Below are 20,425 nucleotides of genomic sequence, written 5' to 3' on the forward strand. Positions count from 1 at the left end.
CGGAACATTGCGTGACAAGGTACTGATGGCGTCCACGGGGGCCAAGGCGTTGGAGTACGGTGGCGCATTCGCCGCGCCATGGGCGCGGTTCCCGCCCCGCCGCGTGCCGGAGCGCGGGGGTCCTGCGCCAGTTCGTGCCGCGGTCGCGGCCGTCTCCGTAGGCTCCGACGCATGACTGATCAGGTCCAGGCCGGAGTTCAGCACGGCGATGTGCGGGGGATCCTCGCCCGTCGGTGGTTCGCGGTCACGGCCTCCCTGGTCTTCGCCTTCGGCTGGCTGCTGATCCCCGGAGTCGGCTGGCCGATCGGCGCCGTTCTGGTCCTGTGGAGCTCGTCGTGGACCGGCGCCGAGAAGAGGTCGGCGCTGGCGATCCCGCTGGTCGCGGCCGCGCTGGTCGGCAGCGGAGTGGGGCTCGCCTTCGGGCTGCACGCCGTGCCGAGTTCGAGCATGACGATCTGGACCGCGCTGTCTGCCGGGGTGCTGGCGGGCGGCGCGGCGAGCGTGGTTCTGGGGATCCGGCTGTGCGCCCGGGCGCTCCGCCGACCTGCAGCGTCGGAGGTCCGCAGCGGCCCCAGCGCCTCGCGCGCACGACGTCAGCTGAGACGAGGGGGCCTCGCCCCCTGAGGGAGGCCGCCCTGTCTCAGCTGAGGTCGTGCGCACAGGCGATCGCCGACCGGAGGGTCCGCCGAAGTTCCGGTTTCGGCAGCTGCCCGGCCCTGAGCGCGCACGACGTCAGCTGACAGGAGGGGGCGTCGCCTCCTGGGGGAGGCCGCCCTCTCTCGACTGAGGTTGTGCGCACCCCGGCGGAGGCGAGCGCCTCGACGGCTCGAAGGGCGCCGCCCGCGCCCGCCCGCCGCCCCGGAGCCTCAGTCAGCCGCCCCCAGCGCCTCCCGCAGCGTCGCCCGCGCCCGCGCGTGGCGGCTCCGCACCGTCGCCGCGCGGAGGGACAGGATCTCGGCCGCCTCGGCGAGGGAGAAGCCGTCCCAGTAGACGAGGGTGATGATCTCCTGGTCGACGGGCTTCAGCTGCGCGATCGCCGCGCGGACCTCCTCCGCGGCGTCGTCGGCCGGCGCGGGCGGGGTGACGCGCAGCTCCTCCGCCAGCCGCTCGACCAGCGCGCTCCTCCGAGTCGCGGTGCGGCGCTGGCCCGAGAGCACCCGCCGCGCGACGCCGAACGCCCACATCCGCGCGCGCGTCTCGTCCTCGGGGATCGACCGCTCCTTCCGCCAGAGGATCAGCAGGGTGTCGCTGAGGAGGTCCGCGGCGTCCTCGGGGCTCGCCGTCCGCCGCGCGAAGTAGCGGAGCAGGTCCGGCGCCTCCCGCTCGACCAGGGCCGTGATCTCGGCCTCCCGGTCGCGCGCGGGCGAGCGGACGACGCTCCGGGGCATCGATGCAGCCGCCTCGCCGGTGCTCATCACAGCTCTCCCGTGCAGTCGGTGCTGCCGCCCAGGCCGCCGTCGCCCTCGACGATCGCGCCCTCGGGGATCGTGTCGAGGATGTGGTCGTCCGCCGCGGTGATCCAGGCCCGCCAGCGGATCGTCTCGTCCGAGAGGCCGGGGCCGTCGCTGTTCATGTCCGAGGCCAGCCAGGCGGGATCGGTCGTGTAGGCGACCGCGTCGTCGTGGATCCGCTGGCCGACGCCGCTCCAGTCCTGTGAGCGCAGGTAGTCGGTAGCGGAGGTGGTGACCTCGCGGTAGTCGATCTCGCCGTTGAAGTAGTCGATCGAGCAGGTGACGGCCGCGCCGGAGTCGGTGGTGTAGCTGATGGGGATCGTGAAGTCGGGGACGGAGCGGACGTCGGTGCCGGCGCTGGTCGCCAGCACGAGACCCGGGACGAGGAGGACGGGAGCGGCCAGCCACCACGCCTTCGACCGCGAGCGGCGGCGGGGTGCGTGCTCGCGGGTCTCGGCGATCACGGCGTGCAGGGCGGAGTGGACGCCGGGCGCCCGGTCGTCGGTCGCGGGGTCGCTGCGGGAGAGCAGGTCGTCGAGTGTGCGTCGCGTCATCGGGTCCATCCTTCGTCGGTCGAGCGTCTACCGAGTACATGGCCGGGTGGGGCTCGAGCGTTGCACAGCGGGCGAGATCATGCGGCTGTCCTGCCGAGCGGATCGGCCGTTCGGGGGTCTTGATTGAACGGCATTCCACTGAAATAGTGACGCTGCTCGCACACAGGGTGCGAACGGCCGCCGCTCCGCTCGTGGAGTCGATGCTCCGGCACAGGCGCCAGCACTAGACGAGGCCGCGAGGCCCCCGACGACGAGGACCCGACGTGACGCTGCCCTTCGCTTCCTGGAAGCACCCCCGAGCCGCTCGAGCAGTGACCGCCGTCTCGGCCCTGCTCCTGGTGGGCGCCGGCGCCCTCGCCTCCGTCAGTCCGGCCGCCGCGGCGGCGCAGACCGGATGCTTCGACCCCGCCTCGGGCGCCCTGCGTCCGGTCGCGTCGTCGGTGCACTGCGGTTCGGACGGGCAGATCGCGGTCGCCTGGACGACGGACCCGACGTCGGCCGATACCCGCACGGCCGCTGCGTCGTCATCGGTCGGTACGGGTCCGCGAGGGGGGACCGGTCCGCGGGGAGCGACGGGTCCGCGAGGCGCGACCGGTCCGCGAGGGGCGACGGGGCCGCAGGGCGCGAAGGGGGCTCCGGGTGCGAAGGGTGCGACCGGCGCGACCGGCGCGACCGGCGCGACCGGCGCGAAGGGGGCGACGGGAGCGAAGGGATCGACGGGAGCGACGGGGCCGCGGGGCGCGACGGGCGCCACGGGTGCGGCAGGTGTGGAAGGAGCTACCGGGCCTGCGGGCGCGGAGGGTCCGGCGGGAGTCGCGGGAGCGAAGGGGGCTCCGGGTGCGACGGGTGCTGATGGTGCGACCGGAGCGACGGGTGCTGACGGCGCGACCGGTGCGACGGGTGCTGATGGCGCGACCGGAGCGACCGGAGCGACCGGAGCGACTGGCGCGACCGGCGCGGACGGAGCGACCGGAGCGACTGGCGCTGACGGGGCGACTGGAGCCGCGGGTGCCGACGGCGCGACCGGCGCGACCGGCGCGGACGGTGAGGCGGGACCGGCCGGTGCCGACGGTGCGACAGGCGCAACAGGCGCAACAGGCGCAACAGGCGCAACAGGCGCGACCGGAGCGACGGGAGCGACCGGAGCGCAGGGTGCCATCGGAGCAACAGGCGAGACCGGTGCCCAGGGCGCGACCGGCGCAACAGGTGCGACCGGCGCAACAGGCGCGACCGGCGCGACCGGCGCGCAGGGCGCAGCCGGCGCTGACGGCACCGCGGCCTGGTCGACGGTGACGCAGTGGAGCGACCGGACCGCGTACCGCGTCGGCCCGCCGTCGAGCGTCGTCGCGTTCGGAGGCGGCGCCTACGTCGCCGTGGCCGACAACCGCGCGGTCTCTCCGGCCGCCGGCACCGGGGCGTGGGTGCAGATCGCGGCCCCCGGAGCCCGAGGTCCGGAGGGCATCGTCGGCCCCCAGGGTCTGCAGGGGCTCCAGGGTCTCCAGGGCGCGCGGGGCGCTGACGGCACGGTCGGCGCTGCCGGCGCGACGGGCGCTCAGGGAGTGAAGGGCGACACGGGCGCCGCCGGTCCGCAGGGGGTCAAGGGCGACACCGGTGCCGCCGGTCCGTCGGGCGCCCAGGGCGTGAAGGGCGACACCGGCGCGACCGGACCCCAGGGCCCCGCAGGTCCCGCCGGCGCCGAGCCGGAGGACACCTCCCTCGGCTTCCCCGAGGGCTGCACTCCCGCCGGTTCCCCGCTCATCACCTTCGCCTTCGACGCCACGACGATCGCCGTCGACGGGAAGGGCTTCTGCTCCCTGACGGAGTACCTGGCCGGTCGCGCCGACACGACGACCGTCGTCGACATCGACACCGCGACGATCGCCACCGAGCTCGAGAAGGCGCTGAACGCCCGATCGGTGATCCCGCACGTGACCGTGCAGCTCGGCGCCGTCGGCACGTGCGACTCCTCCGCGGCGCCCTGCAAGCGGCCCGGCGGGATGACGTACGCCTTCGACTCCGTGACCATCGACGCGCTCAGCATCAGCACGACGGGAGACGGATCCGCGACGTTCCCCCTCATCTGGAAGAAGATGACCGTCTCGAAGGAGGGCTCCCGGCTCGATCCCGTCGTCGACGCGGTCGGCAACGAGCGCTCGACGTCCCGCGGCAGCCTGGGGGTGTCGTGCCGTCCGTCCGAGGGGATCGTCCGGACCCTGACCGTGTCCTCGGTCGGCTCGACGAAGCCGATCCTGTCCACCGCCGTCCTCGGAGGAGCCGAGTGCTTCGACTTCACCCCAGCGGGCAGCACGATCCTCCAGCCTCTGAAGACGACGATCGCCGATCCTCGAGGCGACCTCCTGAGCGTCGCGGAGGGCACCACCCGGCGCGTCGTCCTGACGACCACCGACTCCTCGACGGGGACGACGAGCACCGTCGACCTGACGGCTCAGCGCTCCGGCACGATCAGTGGCGGAGGTGTCAACGGCGACCGGCTCACCGTGACCTGGGTGCCGCTGAAGGTCGCCCAGACGATCACCCCGGCGAGCGGGAGCCCGTCGACCTTCTCGGCGGACTACACGAAGCAGTAGGGCGTGGCGGCGGGGCTCGTCAGGAGGGGCGCCACTCCTCGAGGAACTCGGCGACGGTCTTCGTCTCCAGGTCGAGCTCGACCTGGCCGAGGAGGTAGTGGGCGTCGGTGAGATCGGCTTTCATGCGGATGATCTCCGCGCCGGTATCGAGGCGGAGGACGACGAGGTCGTAGGGCGCGAGGATCCCGCTGCCCAGCGCCATGTCGATGGTGAGTCGGAGCCGCCCGAAGCGCCGCAGCTGCAGCTCGGCACGCAGGTGCTCAGCGGCGACCTCGGGGACGTCGGGAGTGGGGTCGGGCATGGGGGAGACGGTACCGAACCCGTCGGAGCGGACTCCTGAAAGGGAACCAGGGGTCGGCCCGAGGCGGTCGCGTGATGGTCGCCGTCGGGGCGCAGGACATGACCGCTGCGGTAGCGGAGGAGGTACGAGTGGCGGTGATGCACCGCGCGCGTGCCCGCGGCGGTCCCGATGACGACAGTCGGTTCCCCTTCGAATTCGGCGAAGCGAGAATGACTCGTGCAGTCGGACGAGAAGAAAGGCAGTGATGCGCAGTGCTCGTCGTGGTGGATCCGGTCACGCAGGTCGAATGGGTGGTTCCCCCGTTCGCGACGGTCGAGAGCACTCTCCGTAGAGCTGCACAGGCCCGCGAGGGTGAGCTCGTCCGCGTCGTCATCGGGCCGGATCACACGACCCCGTACGCCCTGTGGATGGGCAACGATGCCGTTCATGAGCCCGACGCCATCGGTATCCCGCCTGCAGTCGCGCAGGATCTGAGGGAGTGGCAGGAGTTCTGGAGTCGTGGCTTCTGGCCGGAGGCTCGGTGGTCCAGTCCGAGTCAGGAGGCGATCTTCGAAGCCGAGGGTGAGCGCCTGCAGACAGCCGTGGAAGCGCTTCTCTGGAACGTCGCCGTCGTCGTTCGCGGCTTCTGACGGGGCGTCACTGCTCGACCGCGCCCGCGACGGCCGGCTCCGCGAGAGTCACTTGCCGGACGTCACTCCGCCAGGGAAGCGCGGCCCGTGCTCGTGGCGAAGCGGCGCTGCGCCTGAGGGTCGGCCCTCGAGCGGCGCGGCGCGGGGCCTCCGCGCTCGGAGCGCGCGGTCGAGGAATCCGCTGTGCCGGAGCCGGTCTCGAAGATCGTTCTTGACAGATAGCGTTTTCAGACGCATCCTGATATCGCTTTCAGACCGGGCCGAGTACACGAAGGAGTGGATCGCTCGCCACCGCGTCGCTCGGCCGCTCTCCCGGGAGTCTGAGAGCCCGGCCATCCCCTCCACCTGGTGACCAGCAGCGCACCGCCGCTGCTGAGGTCGCCCGCGATCACTTCAAGGAAGACGAGATCATGACTTTTCGAACCCGGTTCGTCGTCGCCGCGCTCGCGGCCTCGACCGCCCTTCTGCTCTCCGGTTGCGCTGCCGGCGGCGACCTCTCCTCCTCGTCGGGGGAGGAGGTGCCGTGGAACGATCCCACCGCATCCCTGGAGGGCGTGACGCTGACGTACGGCGGCGGAGCGGTCGCGGACGCGGGCCTCAAGCAGGTGCAGGACGCCTTCGCCGAGGCGACGGGCGTGACGTGGAAGCAGGTCGCGTACCCGGCTCCCTACGAGCAGAGCCTTCTCACCAAGGTCGCCGCCGGCGACATGCCCGATCTCGCCGCCTGGCAGCCCACGGCCAGCTCCCTGAGCGCTCTGCAGGCCGAGCGGAACCTCCTTCCGCTCGACGACGCTCCGTGGCTGGACCGTCTCGACCCGTCGGTCCGGGACGTCAGCGGAATCCTCGACGACACGCGCTACGCGGCGCTCGTCAGCTCTCCGTCCGTCATGGGCGTCTACTACAACAAGCCGGCGTTCGAGAGCGCCGGCATCACCAGCGAGCCCAAGAACTGGGACGAGCTGATCGCCACGGCCGAGAAGATCAAGGCGAGCGGCGGCACTGCCTTCTACGAGGCGGGCGGAGCCCAGTGGCCGACGCAGTGGTGGGTGCAGGTGCAGCTGGCCGAGGCGGCGGAGAACGGGCTCTGGGAGGACATCAACACCAACAAGGAGCAGTTCACCGGACCGACGATCACCGACGCGATCACGAACTACAACGATCTCTTCGCGCAGGGACTGTTCAACTCCGACTACAAGACCGGCACGTTCGAGGACCAGGCCGCGGCGCTCCTCAGCGGTGACGCCGCCATGTCGGTCCAGGTGAACGCGCTGCTCCTGCAGATGCAGCAGACCTCCACCACGGAGGACATCGACGCGAACATCGGCTGGTTCCCCATCTCGAAGGACGGCTCGCTCGCCACGTCGATCCCCGACAACAAGAACGGTGTCGTCGCGTTCCGCACGGGAGACGCCGAGCGGGAGGCCGCGGCCAAGCAGTTCCTGAACTTCTGGCTCACGACCGACTACCCGGACTACCTGGCCGCGGTCAAGGGCGTCTCGATCCAGACGGACGTGCCGACTCCTGACGGAGTCCCGGAGGTCGCCTCGACGATCGCCGCCTCCCTCGGATCCTCCGTCGGCTCCATGCAGTCGCTCGCCATCGCGAACCCCGACCTGTACATCAACCTGGCCAACATGCTCCAGGGGACGGTCACGCCGGAGGACGTCGCGAGCACCACTCAGAAGCAGTTCGAGCAGTTCGCCAAGGCGCAGGGAGCCGAAGGCTTCTAGCCCGGTACCGGGGTCGGGCACGCCTGCCGCGCCCGACCCCACCCCCTTGATCGGAGACTCCCATGGCACTGCCCACCACGCTCGTACGGCCGCCCACGCGCGGCGAACCACGACCGCCCGCACGCAGCGGAACGCGACGGTCCGCCGACAGGGCCGCAGCGAGGAACCACCCGCTCTGGTTCCTGATCCCCGCTTTCGCGATCCTCGCCGTCTTCTTCCTACTCCCGACGGTTCTCAACTTCTTCTACGCCTTCACGAACTGGTCCGCCTACAACGACAGCGTGGACTTCGTCGGCTTCGACAACTTCACCTCCCTCTTCGGCGATGACGAGGTGCTGCGCGCCGTCCGCGTCACTCTCGTCTGGGCGCTCCTCGTGGCGGTCTTCCAGAACTTCTTCGGCCTGGCACTCGCCCTCTTCTTCGAACGGGACACGCGGATCAACCGCATCGGCCGAGCCTTCTTCTTCATCCCCGTCCTGATCTCGCCTCTCGCGGTCGGCTACATCTTCCAGGCGTTCCTGCAGCCCTCGGGAGCTCTCAACGGGATCCTCAGCGCGATCGTGGGCCAGGAGGTGACCACGGCCTGGCTGGGGAGCACGACCTGGTCGATCGTCGTGGTCTCCCTCGTGCAGTCCTGGAAGTGGATGGGCCTCTCCATGCTGATCTTCCTCGCCGGCTTGAAGACGCTCCCGGAGGACGTGCTCGAGGCGGCCCGCATCGACGGTGCGTCGTGGTGGAGGACTCTCCGCAGCGTCCGCTTCCCGCTCCTCGCCCCGGCCATCACCTTCAACGTCGCCACCGCTCTGCTGGGTTCGATGAACGGCTTCGACACCGTCCAGGCGACCACCCGCGGCGGGCCGGCGCAGACGACCGAAGTGCTGAACATCTTCATCTACCGGACCTTCGGGCAGGGGCTCTACGCCCAGTCCACGACGATGAGCCTGGTCCTGTTCCTCCTCGTGGTGGTACTGGCCTTCCCCGTCATCGGTCTCCTTCGACGTCGGGAGCAGCAGCTGTGAGCACGAGAAGCATGACCGCAACCCGCCCGCCGAGGACCGGGTACGCCGTCTCCCGCCGCGCCGGATCGGTCATCCACAACGTCATCGCCGTCATCGGGACGGCGGTCGTCATCGGCATCCCGCTGTGGCTGCTGGTGATCACCTCCGGCAAGAGCACTGCGGACTCGGCGTCACCGGATCTCTCACTGCCCACCACCTGGCACTTCGTCGAGAACTACGCGCAGGCCATCACCCAGGGTGGAGTCCTCGCCGCCATGGGAGGCAGCCTCCTCGTGACGATCCCCAGCGTGCTGCTGGTCCTCGGTCTCGGCTCCGCCGCCGCATGGGTCCTCGCCCGCCGGTCGTCCCGCCTCACGTCCGTCCTCTACTCCATCGGCATCAGCGGGATCATCCTCCCTCCCGCCGTCATCATGATCGTCCTCACCCTGAAGAGCATCGGGCTGGACGGCACTCTCGTCGGCGCGATCGGCGTCTACGGCGGCAGCTTCATGGCCACGGCGATCTTCTTCATCACCGGCTTCGTGAGGTCCATCCCTCTCGAGCTCGAGGAAGCGGCGCGCATCGACGGCGCCGGCCCGGTGGGAGTGTTCTTCCGCGTGATCCTGCCGCTCCTGCAGCCCGTCCTCGCCACTGCCGCGATCCTCGTGACGATCAGCGTCTGGAACGAGGTGTTCTACGCCTTCTTCATCCTCAGCGGAGGAGCGATCGGCACCATGCCGCTCGGCCTGTTCAACGTCGCCTCGCAGTCGGAGTACGTCAAGAACTGGAACCTGATCTTCGCCTACGTCGTGATCATGAGCATCCCGATGGTCGTCGCCTTCGTCATCGGCCAGCGCCGCATCATCGCCGGAGTCACCTCCGGCGCCGTGAAGTAAGCCGCATCCCCCACTCGCCCCGTCTGCGGCCACCCGCCGCTCCCAGGAGGATCCATGTCCGCACTGACCCCCACGCTCCCCGGCACCGACGCCGGCACCGTCCGCATCGACGCCGGTGACGACGCACTCGACCTCGTCCTCGCTCAGGACGGGGACGAGCCGCTCCGCGTGCTGCGGTTCGGGCCCCGAGGGGCGACCGGCGACCTGGCGACCGGCCGGCCGGTCCTGGAGGTGGTCACCAGCGACTCCGGGCGGGCTCCGTCGACACCCCGACTCATCGGAGGGCAGGCCGGCCTCGGCCTCCGCTACCGCAGTCACCGGTCGGTCGCATCGATCGGAGTCGTCTCGACGGTCGTCCTGCTCGGGGACGACGAGGCCGGTCTCGAAGCGGAGCTGCGCCTCGAGGTCGTGCAGGGAGCCGCAGCGGTCCGCTGCACGACGGTCGTGCGCAACACCGGAACCCAGCGCCGCGTCCTGCGGTCGGTGACGTCGATGGCGCTCCGGGTCGGTGTCGGATCCCAGGCCGAGACCAGGCCGACCCGTCTCTCCCTCACCTCGGGCCGCAGCGACTGGGTCGGCGAATCGCGATGGTCCACCGCTCCGCTGGACACGTTCCTGGTGGACCTGCGGAAGGACGCGCACGGCGGAGGTGCTCGGAACGGCTACGCCGTCACCTCCACCGGGACCTGGTCGACGGCCGGCTCGCTGCCCGTCGGCGTGCTCGCGCTGTCGGACCCGGCCGAGGAGGCCGCCCTCGCCTGGCAGGTCGAGCACAACGGAGGCTGGCGCTGGGAAGTGGGGGAGGACCCGGACGGGACCTACGTCGCGCTGTCCGGCCCCACCGATCAGGACCACCAGTGGCTGCAGCCGCTCGAGCCCGGCGGATCCTTCACGACCGTCCCGGTCCTGCTCTCCGCGGGACGAGGCTTCGACAGAGCTCTCGCCGCCCTGACCGACGGTCGCCGGGCGCTGCGGCGTCCGCATCCCGATTCCGCCACCCGTCCCGTCGTCTTCAACGACTACATGAACACCCTGATGGGCGATCCGACGACGGAGCGGCTGCTGCCCCTCATCGACCAGGCCGCCGAGGCGGGCGCCGAGATCTTCTGCATCGACGCGGGCTGGTACGACGACTCCGGCGACTGGTGGTACAGCGTCGGCGACTGGCAGCCCTCCACCGTCCGGTTCCCGGACGGAGGGCTGACCGCCGTCCTGAACCGCATCCGGGAGCGGGACATGGTGCCGGGGCTGTGGCTCGAGCCGGAGGTAATCGGCGTCAGCAGCCCCGCCGCCGAGCGCCTTCCCGACGACGCCTTCCTCCAAAGGCTCGGTGAGCGCCTGGTGGAGCACGGCCGCTACACGCTCGACCTCCGCCATCCCGCCGCGATCGCCCACCTCGACGGCGTCATCGACCGTCTGGTCGGCGAGCTGGGTGTCGGCTACTTCAAGCTCGACTACAACATCGACGCGGGGGCCGGCACGGACGTGGGCGCGCCCTCCGTCGGCGCCGGGCTCCTCGAGCACAACAGGGCGCATCTGGCCTGGCTGGAGGCGGTCCTCGACCGGCACCCCGACCTCGTCCTAGAGAACTGCGCCTCCGGCGCCATGCGGATGGACGGGGCGATGCTCTCGCGTCTCCAGCTGCAGTCGACCAGCGACCAGCAGGACCCGATCGCCTACCCCCCGATCGCCGCCGCGGCTCCGCTCGCCATGGTCCCCGAGCAGGCGGCCAACTGGGCCTACCCTCAGCCCGACATGAGCGACGAGGCGATCGCGTTCACCCTCTGCACGGCGATGCTGGGACGGTTCTACCTGTCGGGGCGCCTCGACGGCATGAGTCCCGCCCAGCGGATGCTCGTGGCCGAAGGGGTCGCCGCGCACAAGCGGCTCCGGCCGGGGCTCGCCCGTGCGCACGCGGCCTGGCCGCTCGGCATCGATCTGTGGACCGCGCCCTGGGTCGCGCTCGCTCTCGGAGACGAGGACGAGACGCACCTCACCCTCTGGCGCCGCGAGGGGGATCGATCGATCGACGTGCCGCTGCCCGCCTTCCGCGGCGGGCCGCTCGTCGTCGAGACCGTCTTCCCGCGCCGCCTCACGCCGTGGGTCACCGAGTGGGACCAGGAGCGAGGGGTGCTCACCGTCTCGCTCCCCGAGGGGGACGACGAGCCCTCCGCGCGGACCTTCCGGATCGGGCGCTCGCCGTTCGTCGAGCACGTGGTCATCGACGCGTCGGCCACCACCGGTGAGGTGCACGGCGGTGCGACGGGGATGCTGTACGGGCTCGGGAGTCCCGACGCGCCCTCGTCCGCGCTGCTCTCCGGCATCCGTCCGCGCACCCTGGCGCAGAAGGCCCCCGGGGGGCTCCAGCATCCGGGAGGCGACGCCCTCGAGGTCGCGGACGACTTCTTCGCCGCCGGAGGCGAGGAGATGGTCGTCTACCTGCAGGACCTCCTCGAGCAGTGGCCGTACGAGGAGATCGGGGTCGACCGCTACGCGGAGCTGGTGCAGGACGCTGTCCACACGATCTCCCGGCGTGAGGACCGGGGACGGTTCGTGTACGTGCCCTTCAACGAGGGGGACTGGATCTGGTACGCCGCGTGGGACGCGGCCGGCCGGGACAGGTTCCTCGCCGACTGGACGACGCTGCACCGCGCCATCCGCGCCGTCGACCCCGACGCGAGGATCGTCGGGCCGAACGAGTCCCACTACTACCCGAACCGCGTCCGGGACCTCCTCGAGTACGGCACGGCCAACGGCGTCCTCCCCGACATCATGGCGTGGCACGAACTGCAGCCCTCCTCGCTCGAGCTGCTGCCCCGTCATCTGGAGCACTACCGCGCTCTGGAGGAGCAGCTCTCGATCCCGCCGCTTCCCGTGAACATCGACGAGTACGCGAACCGGCGGGACACCTCGGTGCCCGGACGGCTCCTCCAGTGGATCGACATCCTCGAGACCGGGAAGATCGACGGCGACCTCGCCTACTGGACGATGGCGGGGAACCTCGACGACCACGCGGTCGGTCGGCATCAGGCGAACGGCGGCTGGTGGCTCCTCCACTGGTACGCCGCCCTGCGCGGCGAGACCGTGCGCTCCGAGACGGCCGCCTCGAGCGTCCGCGACTCCCTCCACTCCCTCGCGGCGCGGGACGGGGACATCGTGACCGCGCTGATCGGCGGAGGCCGTCACCCCGTGGAGGTGGAGGTCCGCGGGCTCGCGGCCGACGGGCACTGGCGGGTCGCCGTGGAGCGTGTCGAGTGGAGCGGGTACGAAGGTCCGCTCAGCAGCACCACGACCGTCGTCGACGAGCCCGTCGGCACGAGCGACGGCGTCCTCCGCTTCGGGATCGCGAACGACGACCCCCTGGCGGCGTACCGCGTGACGATCGCGCCGGACGACGGCGCTCCGTCGACTGCTGTCCCGGCCCCCGTCGTGGTGCCCGCGGACGCCGCCACGGGCGAAGGCCTGACGTGGACTCGGCACGACGACGACATGCAGCAGTACGCGGGAACGGGGCGATCCGGCATCTCGGGGACTCCGGACGCCGGCAGCCGGGCCGAGTTCCCGGTCGTGGTGGAGCAGGAGGGCGAGCACGTCCTCGCGCTGCACTACGGAACGGACTCCGTCCCGGCGACGGCCGAGGTCCGGATCGACGGACGCGACGCCGTCCGGATCGAGCTGCCGGCGACTCTCGCCCGCGGATTCACCGGACGGGTCGAGACGCCCGTCGCGCTCGACGCGGGGCCGCACGTCGTCGCCGTCCGGCCTCTCGACGGTGCCGATCTGGCGATCGACCGCATCGAGCTCCATACGCTCGTGCCGGTGCGGCACTATCCGGCGAGCAGGGCGCTGCGCGTGGGAGGCGAGGTGCGGCACGGAGCCGACGGCGCCAGGACCGCGGTGATCGTCGGACCCGGCGACAGCCTCTCCTTCCACATCGGAGTGCCCGACCGTGCCCGGTACCGCCTGAGCCTGGACAGCGACGACGGAGCGACGGTCGAGCTCGACGGCACCGTGCTGACCCGGCTGGACAGCGTGGTGCTGCCCGCCGGCATCAGCGAGGTCCGGATCACCGCCGACCGGGTGACCGCGATCAGGGCGCTGACCGTCGAGCCGTCGACCCGGGGGACGTCCGAGATCCCGGTGTCCGACGAGAGGTGGCGGCTGACGGGCGGGGCGCGGCTGAGCAGCGATGCGGCCGTCCCGATCGTCGACGGTCTCGGATCGTCGGACGGGCGGCCCGACGGAGCGGCGGAGCTCGTCGCGCCTCCCGCCGGGCGCTACCTGCTCACCTTGCGGTACAGCAACGCCGACCGGAGGACGGGACATCTCTACAACACCGACGTCATCGACCGTCGCCTCCAGGTCCGAGCCGGGGACGGCCCGGCGGTCCCGGTGACGTTCCCCTTCACGCACGACTGGGCGAACTTCGCGACGGTGTCCGTCGCGATCGACGTCCCCCGGGGCGCCGACGTCCTCCACCTGACCTCGACCACGGGGGCGGGCCCGCTCCTGGCCGGGGCCGCCCTCGATAGGGTCGAGGAGGGAGGTCCGGTCTCGTGAAGCAGCTGTCCGTCGGCGATGACGTCCCGGCCGCGAGCGACCGCCCGGCGACGATCTCGGACGTCGCCGAGTACGCCCGGGTGTCCGTGCCCACCGTGTCGCGGGTGCTCACCGGAGCGGCTCGCGTCAGCCCGGAGCTGACCCGGCGGGTGACCGACGCGATCCAGGCTCTCGACTACCGGCCGAGCGCGACCGCCCGCGCACTGGTGCGCGGCGGCGCCACCACGATCGCCGTCCTCAGCTCCGACACCACCATCTACGGGTACTCGTCCACGATCCGCGGCATCGAGCAGGCCGCGAGGACGGCGGGGTACTCGGTGACCATCGCCGTCATCGACGACGAGGGGTCGAGCTCGGCCCGCGCCGCCATCGATGCGGCTCTGAGGCTGCCGCTCGCGGGCGTCATCGTGCTCAAATTCGATCCCGCAGGAGTCGCCGCCCTCCCGCACCTCCCGGAGCACCTTCCCGTGGTCGTCGCCTCGGGGGAGCTCGACGGCCTCCATCCGCAAGCCGCGCTGGACGAGGTCGCGGGAGGGCGGGCGATCACGGAGCACCTCCTGCAGCTCGGCCATCGCACCGTGCACCACGTGACGGTGCCGCCCTCCCGATCGGGGACCGAGGACGGCAGGACGACCGGGTGGCGCGACGCGCTGCGGGAGTCGGGCGCCGTCGTGCCGGCCGTCGTCGCCGGCACCTGGGAAGCCGCGTCCGGCGTCGCGATCGGCGCCGAGCTCGCGCAGGACCCCGACATCACGGCGATCTTCTGCGGCAACGACGAGCTCGCGATGGGGGTCATCGCCGGCCTCACGGACGCCGGCCGCACTGTGCCGGACGATGTCAGCGTGGCGGGGTTCGACGACCACCCGCTGTCGTCGATCTGGCGCCCGTCGATCACGACGGTGTCGCAGGACTTCGACGATCTCGGACAGCGCGCCTTCTCACTGCTCGAGCGACGGATCGCGGGCGACAGGACGCCGACCCTGTCGATGACGATCCCGCCGACGGTGCTCCGGGGCAGCTCGGGACCGCCGCCGCAGAGCAGGCGCGACCCGCAGGCGTGAGCACCTGACGATTTCCGGCAGCCCAGCGAGTGGTACTCCTGCCCGGCGCGCTCGCGACCTTGAATCCCTCTCGCTGGCTGCCACGACAAAGCCGACCGCTCCCTCGAATGCAACAGCGCGAAGACACCTACTCGAAAGGCCGATGATGAACAGCTCAGGCGATGTCGGAGTGATGCTCCCTCGCGATCTTCCGGCGAACGACGTCATCGTCTTCGCCCAGCGTGCCGAGGACCTCGGCTTCGACGAACTCTGGGTCGTCGAGGACCTCGGCTTCCGCGGCGGAATCGCTCAGGCCGCCGCTGTCCTCGCGAGCACGACGCGTATCACTGTCGGTGTCGGCATCCTGCCTGCCGGCTCGCGCAACGTGGCCTTCGCGGCCATGGAGATCGCGACTCTGGAGGAGCTCTTCCCCGGTCGAGTAGTGATCGGCATCGGCCACGGCATGCCCGACTGGATGCGCTCCGTCGGTGCCTGGCCCGGCAGCCCTCTCACTCTGCTCCGCGAGTACACCATCGCTCTGACGACGCTGCTGCGAGGAGAACCGGGGCCGGCCGCCGGCCGCTATGTCGACGTATCGGACGTGCGCCTCGCGACGGTTCCCGACACGCCGCCTCCGATCGTCTGGGGCGTGAGAGGTCCCAAGTCACTGGCCGCGGCCGGCGACGTCGCCGACGGCATCGTGCTCGCAGAGCCTGCAACCCCGGAGTACATCCGTGCGTCGTCCGAGACCGCCGGAGTGGACGCCGCTCGCGCGGGTCGTGCTCCCCGTCTCGTCACCTATGACATCGCCGCCGTCGAGGCCACGGACGCCGACGCGCGTGACGTGGTGCGATCACCGCTCGGAGTCATCGGCGAGAGCGACTGGTTCCCGCACATCGCGCCCTTGCCGTTCGCGTCCGAGTTCGCAGCGCTGCGCGAACGTGCGGGCACCGCTGAAGCCTTCGCCGCCGCGCTCCCGGACGAGTGGATCGACACTCTCGCCCTTGCCGGCACGGCAGAACGTGTCCGCGCCGGCATCGCCGCCCGGCACGCGGCCGGAGCGACATGCGTCGTGCTCACACCCATCGGATCCGACAGCCTTCGCGCGCTCGAGAACCTCGCGGCCGTGCTTCGAGCGCAGTAGGACGGCCGTGTTCACGTTCCGCTCGCGCTGAGGCCGTCGCTCGCTGTGAGGGGAGCGGATCGGGGTCGTGGAACGTCGTTCCCGCCCGGGCGTCCACTCCGCGCCCCTCTGTCCGAGACGTCCCCGGGCCGTCCGACCCCCTGAAGGGAATCCATGTCTCCCGCACTGTTCCGGCGCCGCCTGGCTCTGTTCGCGCTGTTCTTCGTCCCCGGTTTCTCCATCGCCTCGTGGGTCACCCGGACTCCCGCGATCAGGGACCTCCTCGGCGCCTCCACTGCTCAGATGGGACTCGTCCTCTTCGGCCTGTCCGTCGGCGCCATGATCGGCATCCTCGGCTCCGGCCCCCTCGTCGCCCGTTTCAGCACCCGCCCCGTGATCCTGTTCGGAGTAGCGCTCGTCGTCGTGAGCATGCCCACCGTGGGCCTCGGGGCCGCCGTGTCGAGCGCCGCTCTCACGACCGTGGGTCTCGCCCTGTTCGGCCTCGGCATGGGCAGCACGGAAGTCGCGCTGAACATCGACGGCGCCGACCTCGAACGAGCCATCGCCAAGCCCGTCCTCCCCGCCTTGCACGGCTGCTTCAGCCTCGGCACTGTCATCGGTGCCGTCGCCGGCATCGCCTTCACCGCCACCTCCTTCTCCGTCGTCTGGCATCTCGTCCTCGTCGGAGTCGCCGTCGGCGCCGTCGTCCCCCTCGCGATCCGCCACATCCCCGGCGGTGTCGGGCAGAGCACGCGAGCCGACCCGCGAACGGACGCCGAGACGACGGTGAAGACCGCCCCCGTCTGGGCCGACCGCACGCTGCTTCTCATCGGCGTGATCGTGCTCGCGATGGCGCTCGCCGAGGGCACCGCGAACGACTGGCTGCCCCTCGTCATGGTCGACGGACACGGCTTCACCGCCGCCTTCGGCTCCGCGGTCTACGCCGTCTTCGCAGCCGCGATGACCATCGGACGCTTCGCCGGCGGCTACTTCGTGCACCGCTACGGCCGCGCCGCCGTCCTCACCGTCAGCGCTGCCGCCGCCACCGCAGGGCTCGCCCTCGTCAGCTTCCCCGACAGCCGGATCCTCGCCGGCGCCGGAGTCCTTCTGTGGGGGCTGGGCGCCTCGCTCGGCTTTCCTGTCGCCCTCTCCGCCGCCGGCGACTCCGGGCCTCGCCCGGCCGCACGCGTCTCCTTCGTCGCGACCCTCGGCTACGTCGCGTTCCTCGTCGGGCCGCCCGCCCTCGGTTTCCTCGGAGAGCACTTCACCCTCCGCGCAGCACTGATCATGCCCATGTTCCTCGTCGCCATCGCGATCTTCGTCGCCCCTGCCCTCCGCAGGCCGGCCGCCGCCGGCGCCCTTCCCCTCGACGATCGGACCGGTGCAGGGCTGCGCGATTCATGAGTTCGGCTGCGGCACTCGCCGACCCTCCCCGCTGCGCGTGGCACCGCGGGCGTGCTGCGAGCGGCGACCACGTCGGAGCGTTCAGCGGCGACGGCCTCGGACGCCGTCGAGAGAGTCGCGGTTCCGCGAGCCCGACCCTCGGCGCAGTTCAACCGAGTTTCCGTCTCGCGCCTCTGCGCTGCGGTCGAGCGCGTCGCGTCGTCGGTCAGTCCCGCAGGCCGACCGTCACCGCGCGGCTCTCCGGCGCCTCGATCAGGTTCTTCGCCACCGCAGCGGAGAGGTACGACGTCGCGTCGTGCCGGCGCAGAGTGACGACCGAGGCGACGGCTCCCACCGCCAGGACGATCGGAGCGAAGCTCGGCCCTGAGGTCAACCAGTCTCCGACCGCGACGCCGACCTCGGTCAGCGGGATCAGCAGAGTCATCGGATCGAGTCGCCCTGCGTCTCTTCGCCTAGTCGCGGAATCATTCCTGCCGCCTATGCGGAGGCGGTTCGGCTGGATACGGTCAACGCTCGTGGCGTCGAAAGTACCGCCCGCCAGCGCCGTTCGCTAGCGACCCGCGAGGCCGGACCCGCCACCATCCCTGTCCAGATCGCGGAGGGCGACGAGACGACTGCGGTCCGGATCGTCCAGCGGACCAGCGAGAACGATCAGTTCCCCGATCTAGCGTCCGCGAACCACACTGCTCCGCGCAGCGCGCCCTCGACGAGCGAGCTTGCGCACAGGCCAAGGCCCCTGCGGAGGCCGAGCTGACCGCCCGTGGATTCGCGATCCTCGACAGCGAGGTCTACTACGGCTACACCAGCCACACCAGCATCCGCGACCTCCGCATGGAGGACGGCTCCCGCGTGGACGCCGCCGATATCGAGAACGTCGAGGGACGCGCCTCATATGTGCGGGTCGTGTTCACCGGCAAGAGCGCCGATCTCAGCTACTACCTCTCCGACCCGCGAGCTGCGGGCTTCCGCAAGGAGGGCGGCACCACCGCAGGCCCGATGACCGACGAGCAGAAGGCCGAGCGTCGCATCCTCGTCGCCAACAACGAGGGGTGGGGTGCGGCCGAGACGGTGCGCCGCGAGTGGATCGGGTCGTTCCTCTCCCGCAAGACCCTCCCGAAGGACGCGGACCGGGTGATCGCCCTGGGCCTCAGTGTGCACCGCTTCTCGGTATCCTCCGGGATGACGGGCGGCAACGCTCTCGCGCACACCCTCCTCGGGATCGCGCAGCCCTCCGGTTACCACGCCGACGCTCTCGGCGCGCTGGTCGAGGCGAACCCCGCGAGGGCCCGCCTCGTCGCGCTGGCCGTCGTTCTCGGAGGCGAGGAGGCGAGCACGAGCAAGGAGTCGTGGCGCCGCGGAGATGAGCGCGCCGCCGCTCACTTCCGCCAGCTCGCGGCCTGGGGCTACGCGCTCTCCCCGGTCGAGCAGGTCGTCACCGGTGACACCACCGCCGCGGACGCCGCGGGCCTTAGCTAGCCCGCTCCGCGGGGACCGGCAGCCGCCGGTCCCCGCCCCCTCCGCTTCGACTCTGCGGAAAGGCCCACCATGACCACCACCACGACTTCCGCCGTCGACGTCGACGTGTGGGGACACACCCCGGCGCTGCGCGACGCGCAAGCCGCCGTCGACGACGCCACCGCCTCCCGCGACCCCGACGCGATCGCCGCGGCCGCGCGTGCGCTGATCGTCGCCGCGGCCGCGCACGGCTGACCCACCGCGACCGCCCTCGTGTTCAAGTACGAGACGACCGGCCCCGTCGCTGGAGTCTGGGGACTCTGGCGAGTCCTCGACGCGGCCGGGACCGTGCTCCGAGCGTGGGACGACGACCCCGACCCGATGACGGACGAGTCCGAGGAGGAGCTGGTCGCCCTCGACCTCATCAGCAACCAACGAGCGACCCAGGACTACACCGACTTCGGACAGCCCATCGGCTCCACCGTGCTCATGCTGCACACGCTCGCGCTCTGAACGTGCGTTCGGGCCGACCCGAAACGGGCCGGCCCGCACGAGGGGGAGAGCCCCCTCGACCCCCCCGGTCACGCGCGTGGAACGGTCACCTGCGCTCGAGCGGTGGTCAGCGGCGGGGACGTCGTTTGTACGTCTTTCCCGCGCGAATGTTCCGGTTCTCGACCACACCCACGACCGCTAGGCCGACAGCAACGGCCAGGATCAGTGCCCAGCCGAGGACGTTGAACCACTCACCGGTGAACGCCGCGTACGTCTGCTCGCCGGCGATCGCGAAGAACATCACCGACGCCCCGAACCACACCATGCCGTTCGCGAACAACGCGGTTCGCGCCAGAGGAGTGCGGGGAGCGGTCACACCGTCAGCGTCCCACGACCGGCGGAGGGCTGTCTTCCCTCCCTCTAAACTCCGGGCATGGTCTCGCCACGCGTCCGCAAGATCGTCAACAAGCACGAGCGCGACATTCGCCTGATGCAACGCGCTCTCTTAACGGACGCAGGGGAGCGGATCACTTCACAGCCAGGCCTGACCGGGGCCCAGCTGCACGAGCTCGCTCACGCTCGGGCACGGCAACTCCTACGCCTGCGGGGACGATCTTTGACCAAACGGCGCGCCGAGGTGTCCGTCCTCATGGACCGCGGGGCCGCCGCGGAACTCGAACCCGAATCCGGCGCCGACCCGACGCTCTCTCTGGTGAGCGTGTCCGTGAAGGGCCTCAACCTCCTCGTCGGCAACTCGGAGATCCTCGAACCCGACGAGTACACCGCCTGGGCGCAAGCCGTCGTGGGGGAGCAGTGGGCGACCCGCCTCTACGCAGCCGGCGCGCTGTCGGGCAGCAACGACAAACGGCTCTCCACCTTCTACTTCTACGTCTTCACCGACCAAGACAGCCACGCCGTCGACAAGCCCGCCGGCTGGTCGCTCCAGCTCGAACCGGTTCTCGCGTGACCCGTCTACGGAGAGGTTCTGCAACTCCTCTGGCACGCGTCTTAAGCCAAGCAACAAAGCTGCCGCTACCGCTACCGGTGTGTCCGCGCGGCATACGAATGCCAGGTCACGTCCTACTTCCGGTGAGCAACGGGAGCGAGTGGCACAGCCCGCACCGACCTCTTCTAACCACGGGTACGATCGGTGACATCCGGAAAATCCGGCTTCATCCGCTCGGAGGTCCCGTGGTAGAACCCT

The 20,425-nt window shown here is 71.0% G+C and carries 19 protein-coding genes; 14 read left to right on the plus strand and 5 right to left on the minus strand.

Going from position 1 to position 20,425, the window contains the following annotated elements; genetic code table 11:
- Positions 1-171 precede the first annotated feature (171 nt).
- Positions 172-624, plus strand: a complete 453-nt coding sequence (locus tag C5C24_RS10220) for a hypothetical protein (RefSeq protein ID WP_146082579.1) — start codon at positions 172-174, stop codon at positions 622-624.
- Between the two features lie 242 nt (positions 625-866).
- On the opposite strand, the gene C5C24_RS10225 is transcribed toward C5C24_RS10220, so the two are convergent.
- Together C5C24_RS10225 and C5C24_RS10230 are read right to left on the minus strand one after the other, a co-directional pair.
- Complete coding sequence (locus C5C24_RS10225; protein ID WP_219812859.1) at positions 867-1,415, minus strand: RNA polymerase sigma factor; 549 nt, start codon at positions 1,413-1,415, stop codon at positions 867-869.
- Entirely contained in the window at positions 1,415-2,005 is a 591-nt protein-coding gene (locus C5C24_RS10230) for a hypothetical protein (protein WP_104304886.1), read from the minus strand. The genes C5C24_RS10225 and C5C24_RS10230 overlap by 1 nt, the downstream gene beginning before the upstream one ends.
- Positions 2,006-3,294: 1,289 nt before the next feature.
- Here C5C24_RS10230 and C5C24_RS18235 point away from each other — a divergent pair.
- The gene (locus C5C24_RS18235; protein WP_219812860.1) at positions 3,295-4,593 is read left to right on the plus strand and encodes a collagen-like protein; all 1,299 of its coding nucleotides are present in this window, start codon (positions 3,295-3,297) and stop codon (positions 4,591-4,593) included.
- Between the two features lie 19 nt (positions 4,594-4,612).
- Here C5C24_RS18235 and C5C24_RS10240 read toward each other — a convergent pair whose 3' ends face one another.
- A complete protein-coding gene (locus tag C5C24_RS10240) occupies positions 4,613-4,894 on the minus strand; it encodes a hypothetical protein (RefSeq protein ID WP_104304888.1) in 282 nt (93 codons plus the stop codon).
- A gap of 251 nt (positions 4,895-5,145) precedes the next feature.
- On the opposite strand from C5C24_RS10240, the gene C5C24_RS10245 reads away from it, so the two are divergent.
- From C5C24_RS10245 to C5C24_RS10280, 8 genes are all read left to right on the plus strand, one after another.
- Entirely contained in the window at positions 5,146-5,523 is a 378-nt protein-coding gene (locus C5C24_RS10245) for a hypothetical protein (RefSeq protein WP_104304889.1), read from the plus strand.
- Between the two features lie 410 nt (positions 5,524-5,933).
- A complete protein-coding gene (locus C5C24_RS10250; RefSeq protein WP_104304890.1) occupies positions 5,934-7,253 on the plus strand; it encodes an ABC transporter substrate-binding protein in 1,320 nt (439 codons plus the stop codon).
- A 62-nt stretch (positions 7,254-7,315) separates the two neighbouring features.
- Positions 7,316-8,272, plus strand: coding sequence for a carbohydrate ABC transporter permease (locus C5C24_RS10255; RefSeq protein ID WP_181135514.1), 957 nt, complete (start codon positions 7,316-7,318; stop codon positions 8,270-8,272).
- A gap of 11 nt (positions 8,273-8,283) precedes the next feature.
- Positions 8,284-9,147, plus strand: a complete 864-nt coding sequence (locus tag C5C24_RS10260) for a carbohydrate ABC transporter permease (RefSeq protein ID WP_104304891.1) — start codon at positions 8,284-8,286, stop codon at positions 9,145-9,147.
- A gap of 54 nt (positions 9,148-9,201) precedes the next feature.
- Positions 9,202-13,707: an alpha-galactosidase gene (locus tag C5C24_RS18240; protein WP_219812861.1), complete on the plus strand. Its 4,506-nt coding sequence runs from the start codon at positions 9,202-9,204 to the stop codon at positions 13,705-13,707.
- The gene (locus C5C24_RS10270) at positions 13,704-14,768 is read left to right on the plus strand and encodes a LacI family DNA-binding transcriptional regulator (protein ID WP_104304892.1); all 1,065 of its coding nucleotides are present in this window, start codon (positions 13,704-13,706) and stop codon (positions 14,766-14,768) included. Before C5C24_RS18240 ends, C5C24_RS10270 begins: the two co-directional genes overlap by 4 nt.
- A gap of 142 nt (positions 14,769-14,910) precedes the next feature.
- The gene (locus tag C5C24_RS10275; protein ID WP_258065156.1) at positions 14,911-15,891 is read left to right on the plus strand and encodes an LLM class flavin-dependent oxidoreductase; all 981 of its coding nucleotides are present in this window, start codon (positions 14,911-14,913) and stop codon (positions 15,889-15,891) included.
- Positions 15,892-16,044: 153 nt separating this feature from the next.
- The gene (locus C5C24_RS10280) at positions 16,045-17,274 is read left to right on the plus strand and encodes an MFS transporter (RefSeq protein ID WP_104304893.1); all 1,230 of its coding nucleotides are present in this window, start codon (positions 16,045-16,047) and stop codon (positions 17,272-17,274) included.
- Between the two features lie 205 nt (positions 17,275-17,479).
- Here C5C24_RS10280 and C5C24_RS10285 read toward each other — a convergent pair whose 3' ends face one another.
- Positions 17,480-17,698 carry a hypothetical protein gene (locus C5C24_RS10285; protein ID WP_104304894.1) on the minus strand — a complete coding sequence of 73 codons (219 nt, stop codon included), beginning with the start codon at positions 17,696-17,698 and terminating at the stop codon, positions 17,480-17,482.
- A gap of 425 nt (positions 17,699-18,123) precedes the next feature.
- Between C5C24_RS10285 and C5C24_RS10290 the strand changes: the two genes are divergently transcribed.
- The 3 genes from C5C24_RS10290 (at position 18,124) to C5C24_RS10295 (ending at position 19,242) form a co-directional block, all read left to right on the plus strand.
- Entirely contained in the window at positions 18,124-18,750 is a 627-nt protein-coding gene (locus C5C24_RS10290) for a hypothetical protein (protein WP_146082580.1), read from the plus strand.
- Positions 18,751-18,819: 69 nt separating this feature from the next.
- Positions 18,820-18,984: a hypothetical protein gene (locus C5C24_RS17955; RefSeq protein ID WP_181135515.1), complete on the plus strand. Its 165-nt coding sequence runs from the start codon at positions 18,820-18,822 to the stop codon at positions 18,982-18,984.
- An 18-nt stretch (positions 18,985-19,002) separates the two neighbouring features.
- Entirely contained in the window at positions 19,003-19,242 is a 240-nt protein-coding gene (locus C5C24_RS10295; protein WP_104304896.1) for a hypothetical protein, read from the plus strand.
- A 106-nt stretch (positions 19,243-19,348) separates the two neighbouring features.
- Here C5C24_RS10295 and C5C24_RS10300 read toward each other — a convergent pair whose 3' ends face one another.
- A complete protein-coding gene (locus C5C24_RS10300; protein WP_146082581.1) occupies positions 19,349-19,597 on the minus strand; it encodes a hypothetical protein in 249 nt (82 codons plus the stop codon).
- Between the two features lie 57 nt (positions 19,598-19,654).
- Here C5C24_RS10300 and C5C24_RS17660 point away from each other — a divergent pair, with 57 nt between their 5' ends.
- The gene (locus C5C24_RS17660; protein ID WP_146082582.1) at positions 19,655-20,188 is read left to right on the plus strand and encodes a hypothetical protein; all 534 of its coding nucleotides are present in this window, start codon (positions 19,655-19,657) and stop codon (positions 20,186-20,188) included.
- Positions 20,189-20,425 lie beyond the last annotated feature (237 nt).

This window comes from Rathayibacter sp. AY2B3 (assembly GCF_002931755.1).
Classification (GTDB): Bacteria; Actinomycetota; Actinomycetes; order Actinomycetales; family Microbacteriaceae; genus Rathayibacter.

Excerpts from the sequence above, each read along its gene's own strand:
- C5C24_RS10230 (WP_104304886.1), bottom strand. The coding sequence starts at position 2,005 with ATGACGCGACGCACACTCGACGACCTGCTCTCCCGCAGCGACCCCGCG.
- C5C24_RS17660 (WP_146082582.1), top strand. The coding sequence starts at position 19,655 with ATGGTCTCGCCACGCGTCCGCAAGATCGTCAACAAGCACGAGCGCGAC.
- C5C24_RS10225 (WP_219812859.1), bottom strand. The coding sequence starts at position 1,415 with ATGAGCACCGGCGAGGCGGCTGCATCGATGCCCCGGAGCGTCGTCCGC.
- C5C24_RS10285 (WP_104304894.1), bottom strand. The coding sequence starts at position 17,698 with ATGACTCTGCTGATCCCGCTGACCGAGGTCGGCGTCGCGGTCGGAGAC.
- C5C24_RS10250 (WP_104304890.1), top strand. The coding sequence starts at position 5,934 with ATGACTTTTCGAACCCGGTTCGTCGTCGCCGCGCTCGCGGCCTCGACC.
- C5C24_RS10240 (WP_104304888.1), bottom strand. The coding sequence starts at position 4,894 with ATGCCCGACCCCACTCCCGACGTCCCCGAGGTCGCCGCTGAGCACCTG.
- C5C24_RS10260 (WP_104304891.1), top strand. The coding sequence starts at position 8,284 with ATGACCGCAACCCGCCCGCCGAGGACCGGGTACGCCGTCTCCCGCCGC.
- C5C24_RS10220 (WP_146082579.1), top strand. The coding sequence starts at position 172 with ATGACTGATCAGGTCCAGGCCGGAGTTCAGCACGGCGATGTGCGGGGG.
- C5C24_RS18240 (WP_219812861.1), top strand. The coding sequence starts at position 9,202 with ATGTCCGCACTGACCCCCACGCTCCCCGGCACCGACGCCGGCACCGTC.
- C5C24_RS10275 (WP_258065156.1), top strand. The coding sequence starts at position 14,911 with ATGATGAACAGCTCAGGCGATGTCGGAGTGATGCTCCCTCGCGATCTT.
- C5C24_RS10255 (WP_181135514.1), top strand. The coding sequence starts at position 7,316 with ATGGCACTGCCCACCACGCTCGTACGGCCGCCCACGCGCGGCGAACCA.
- C5C24_RS17955 (WP_181135515.1), top strand. The coding sequence starts at position 18,820 with ATGACCACCACCACGACTTCCGCCGTCGACGTCGACGTGTGGGGACAC.
- C5C24_RS10280 (WP_104304893.1), top strand. The coding sequence starts at position 16,045 with ATGTCTCCCGCACTGTTCCGGCGCCGCCTGGCTCTGTTCGCGCTGTTC.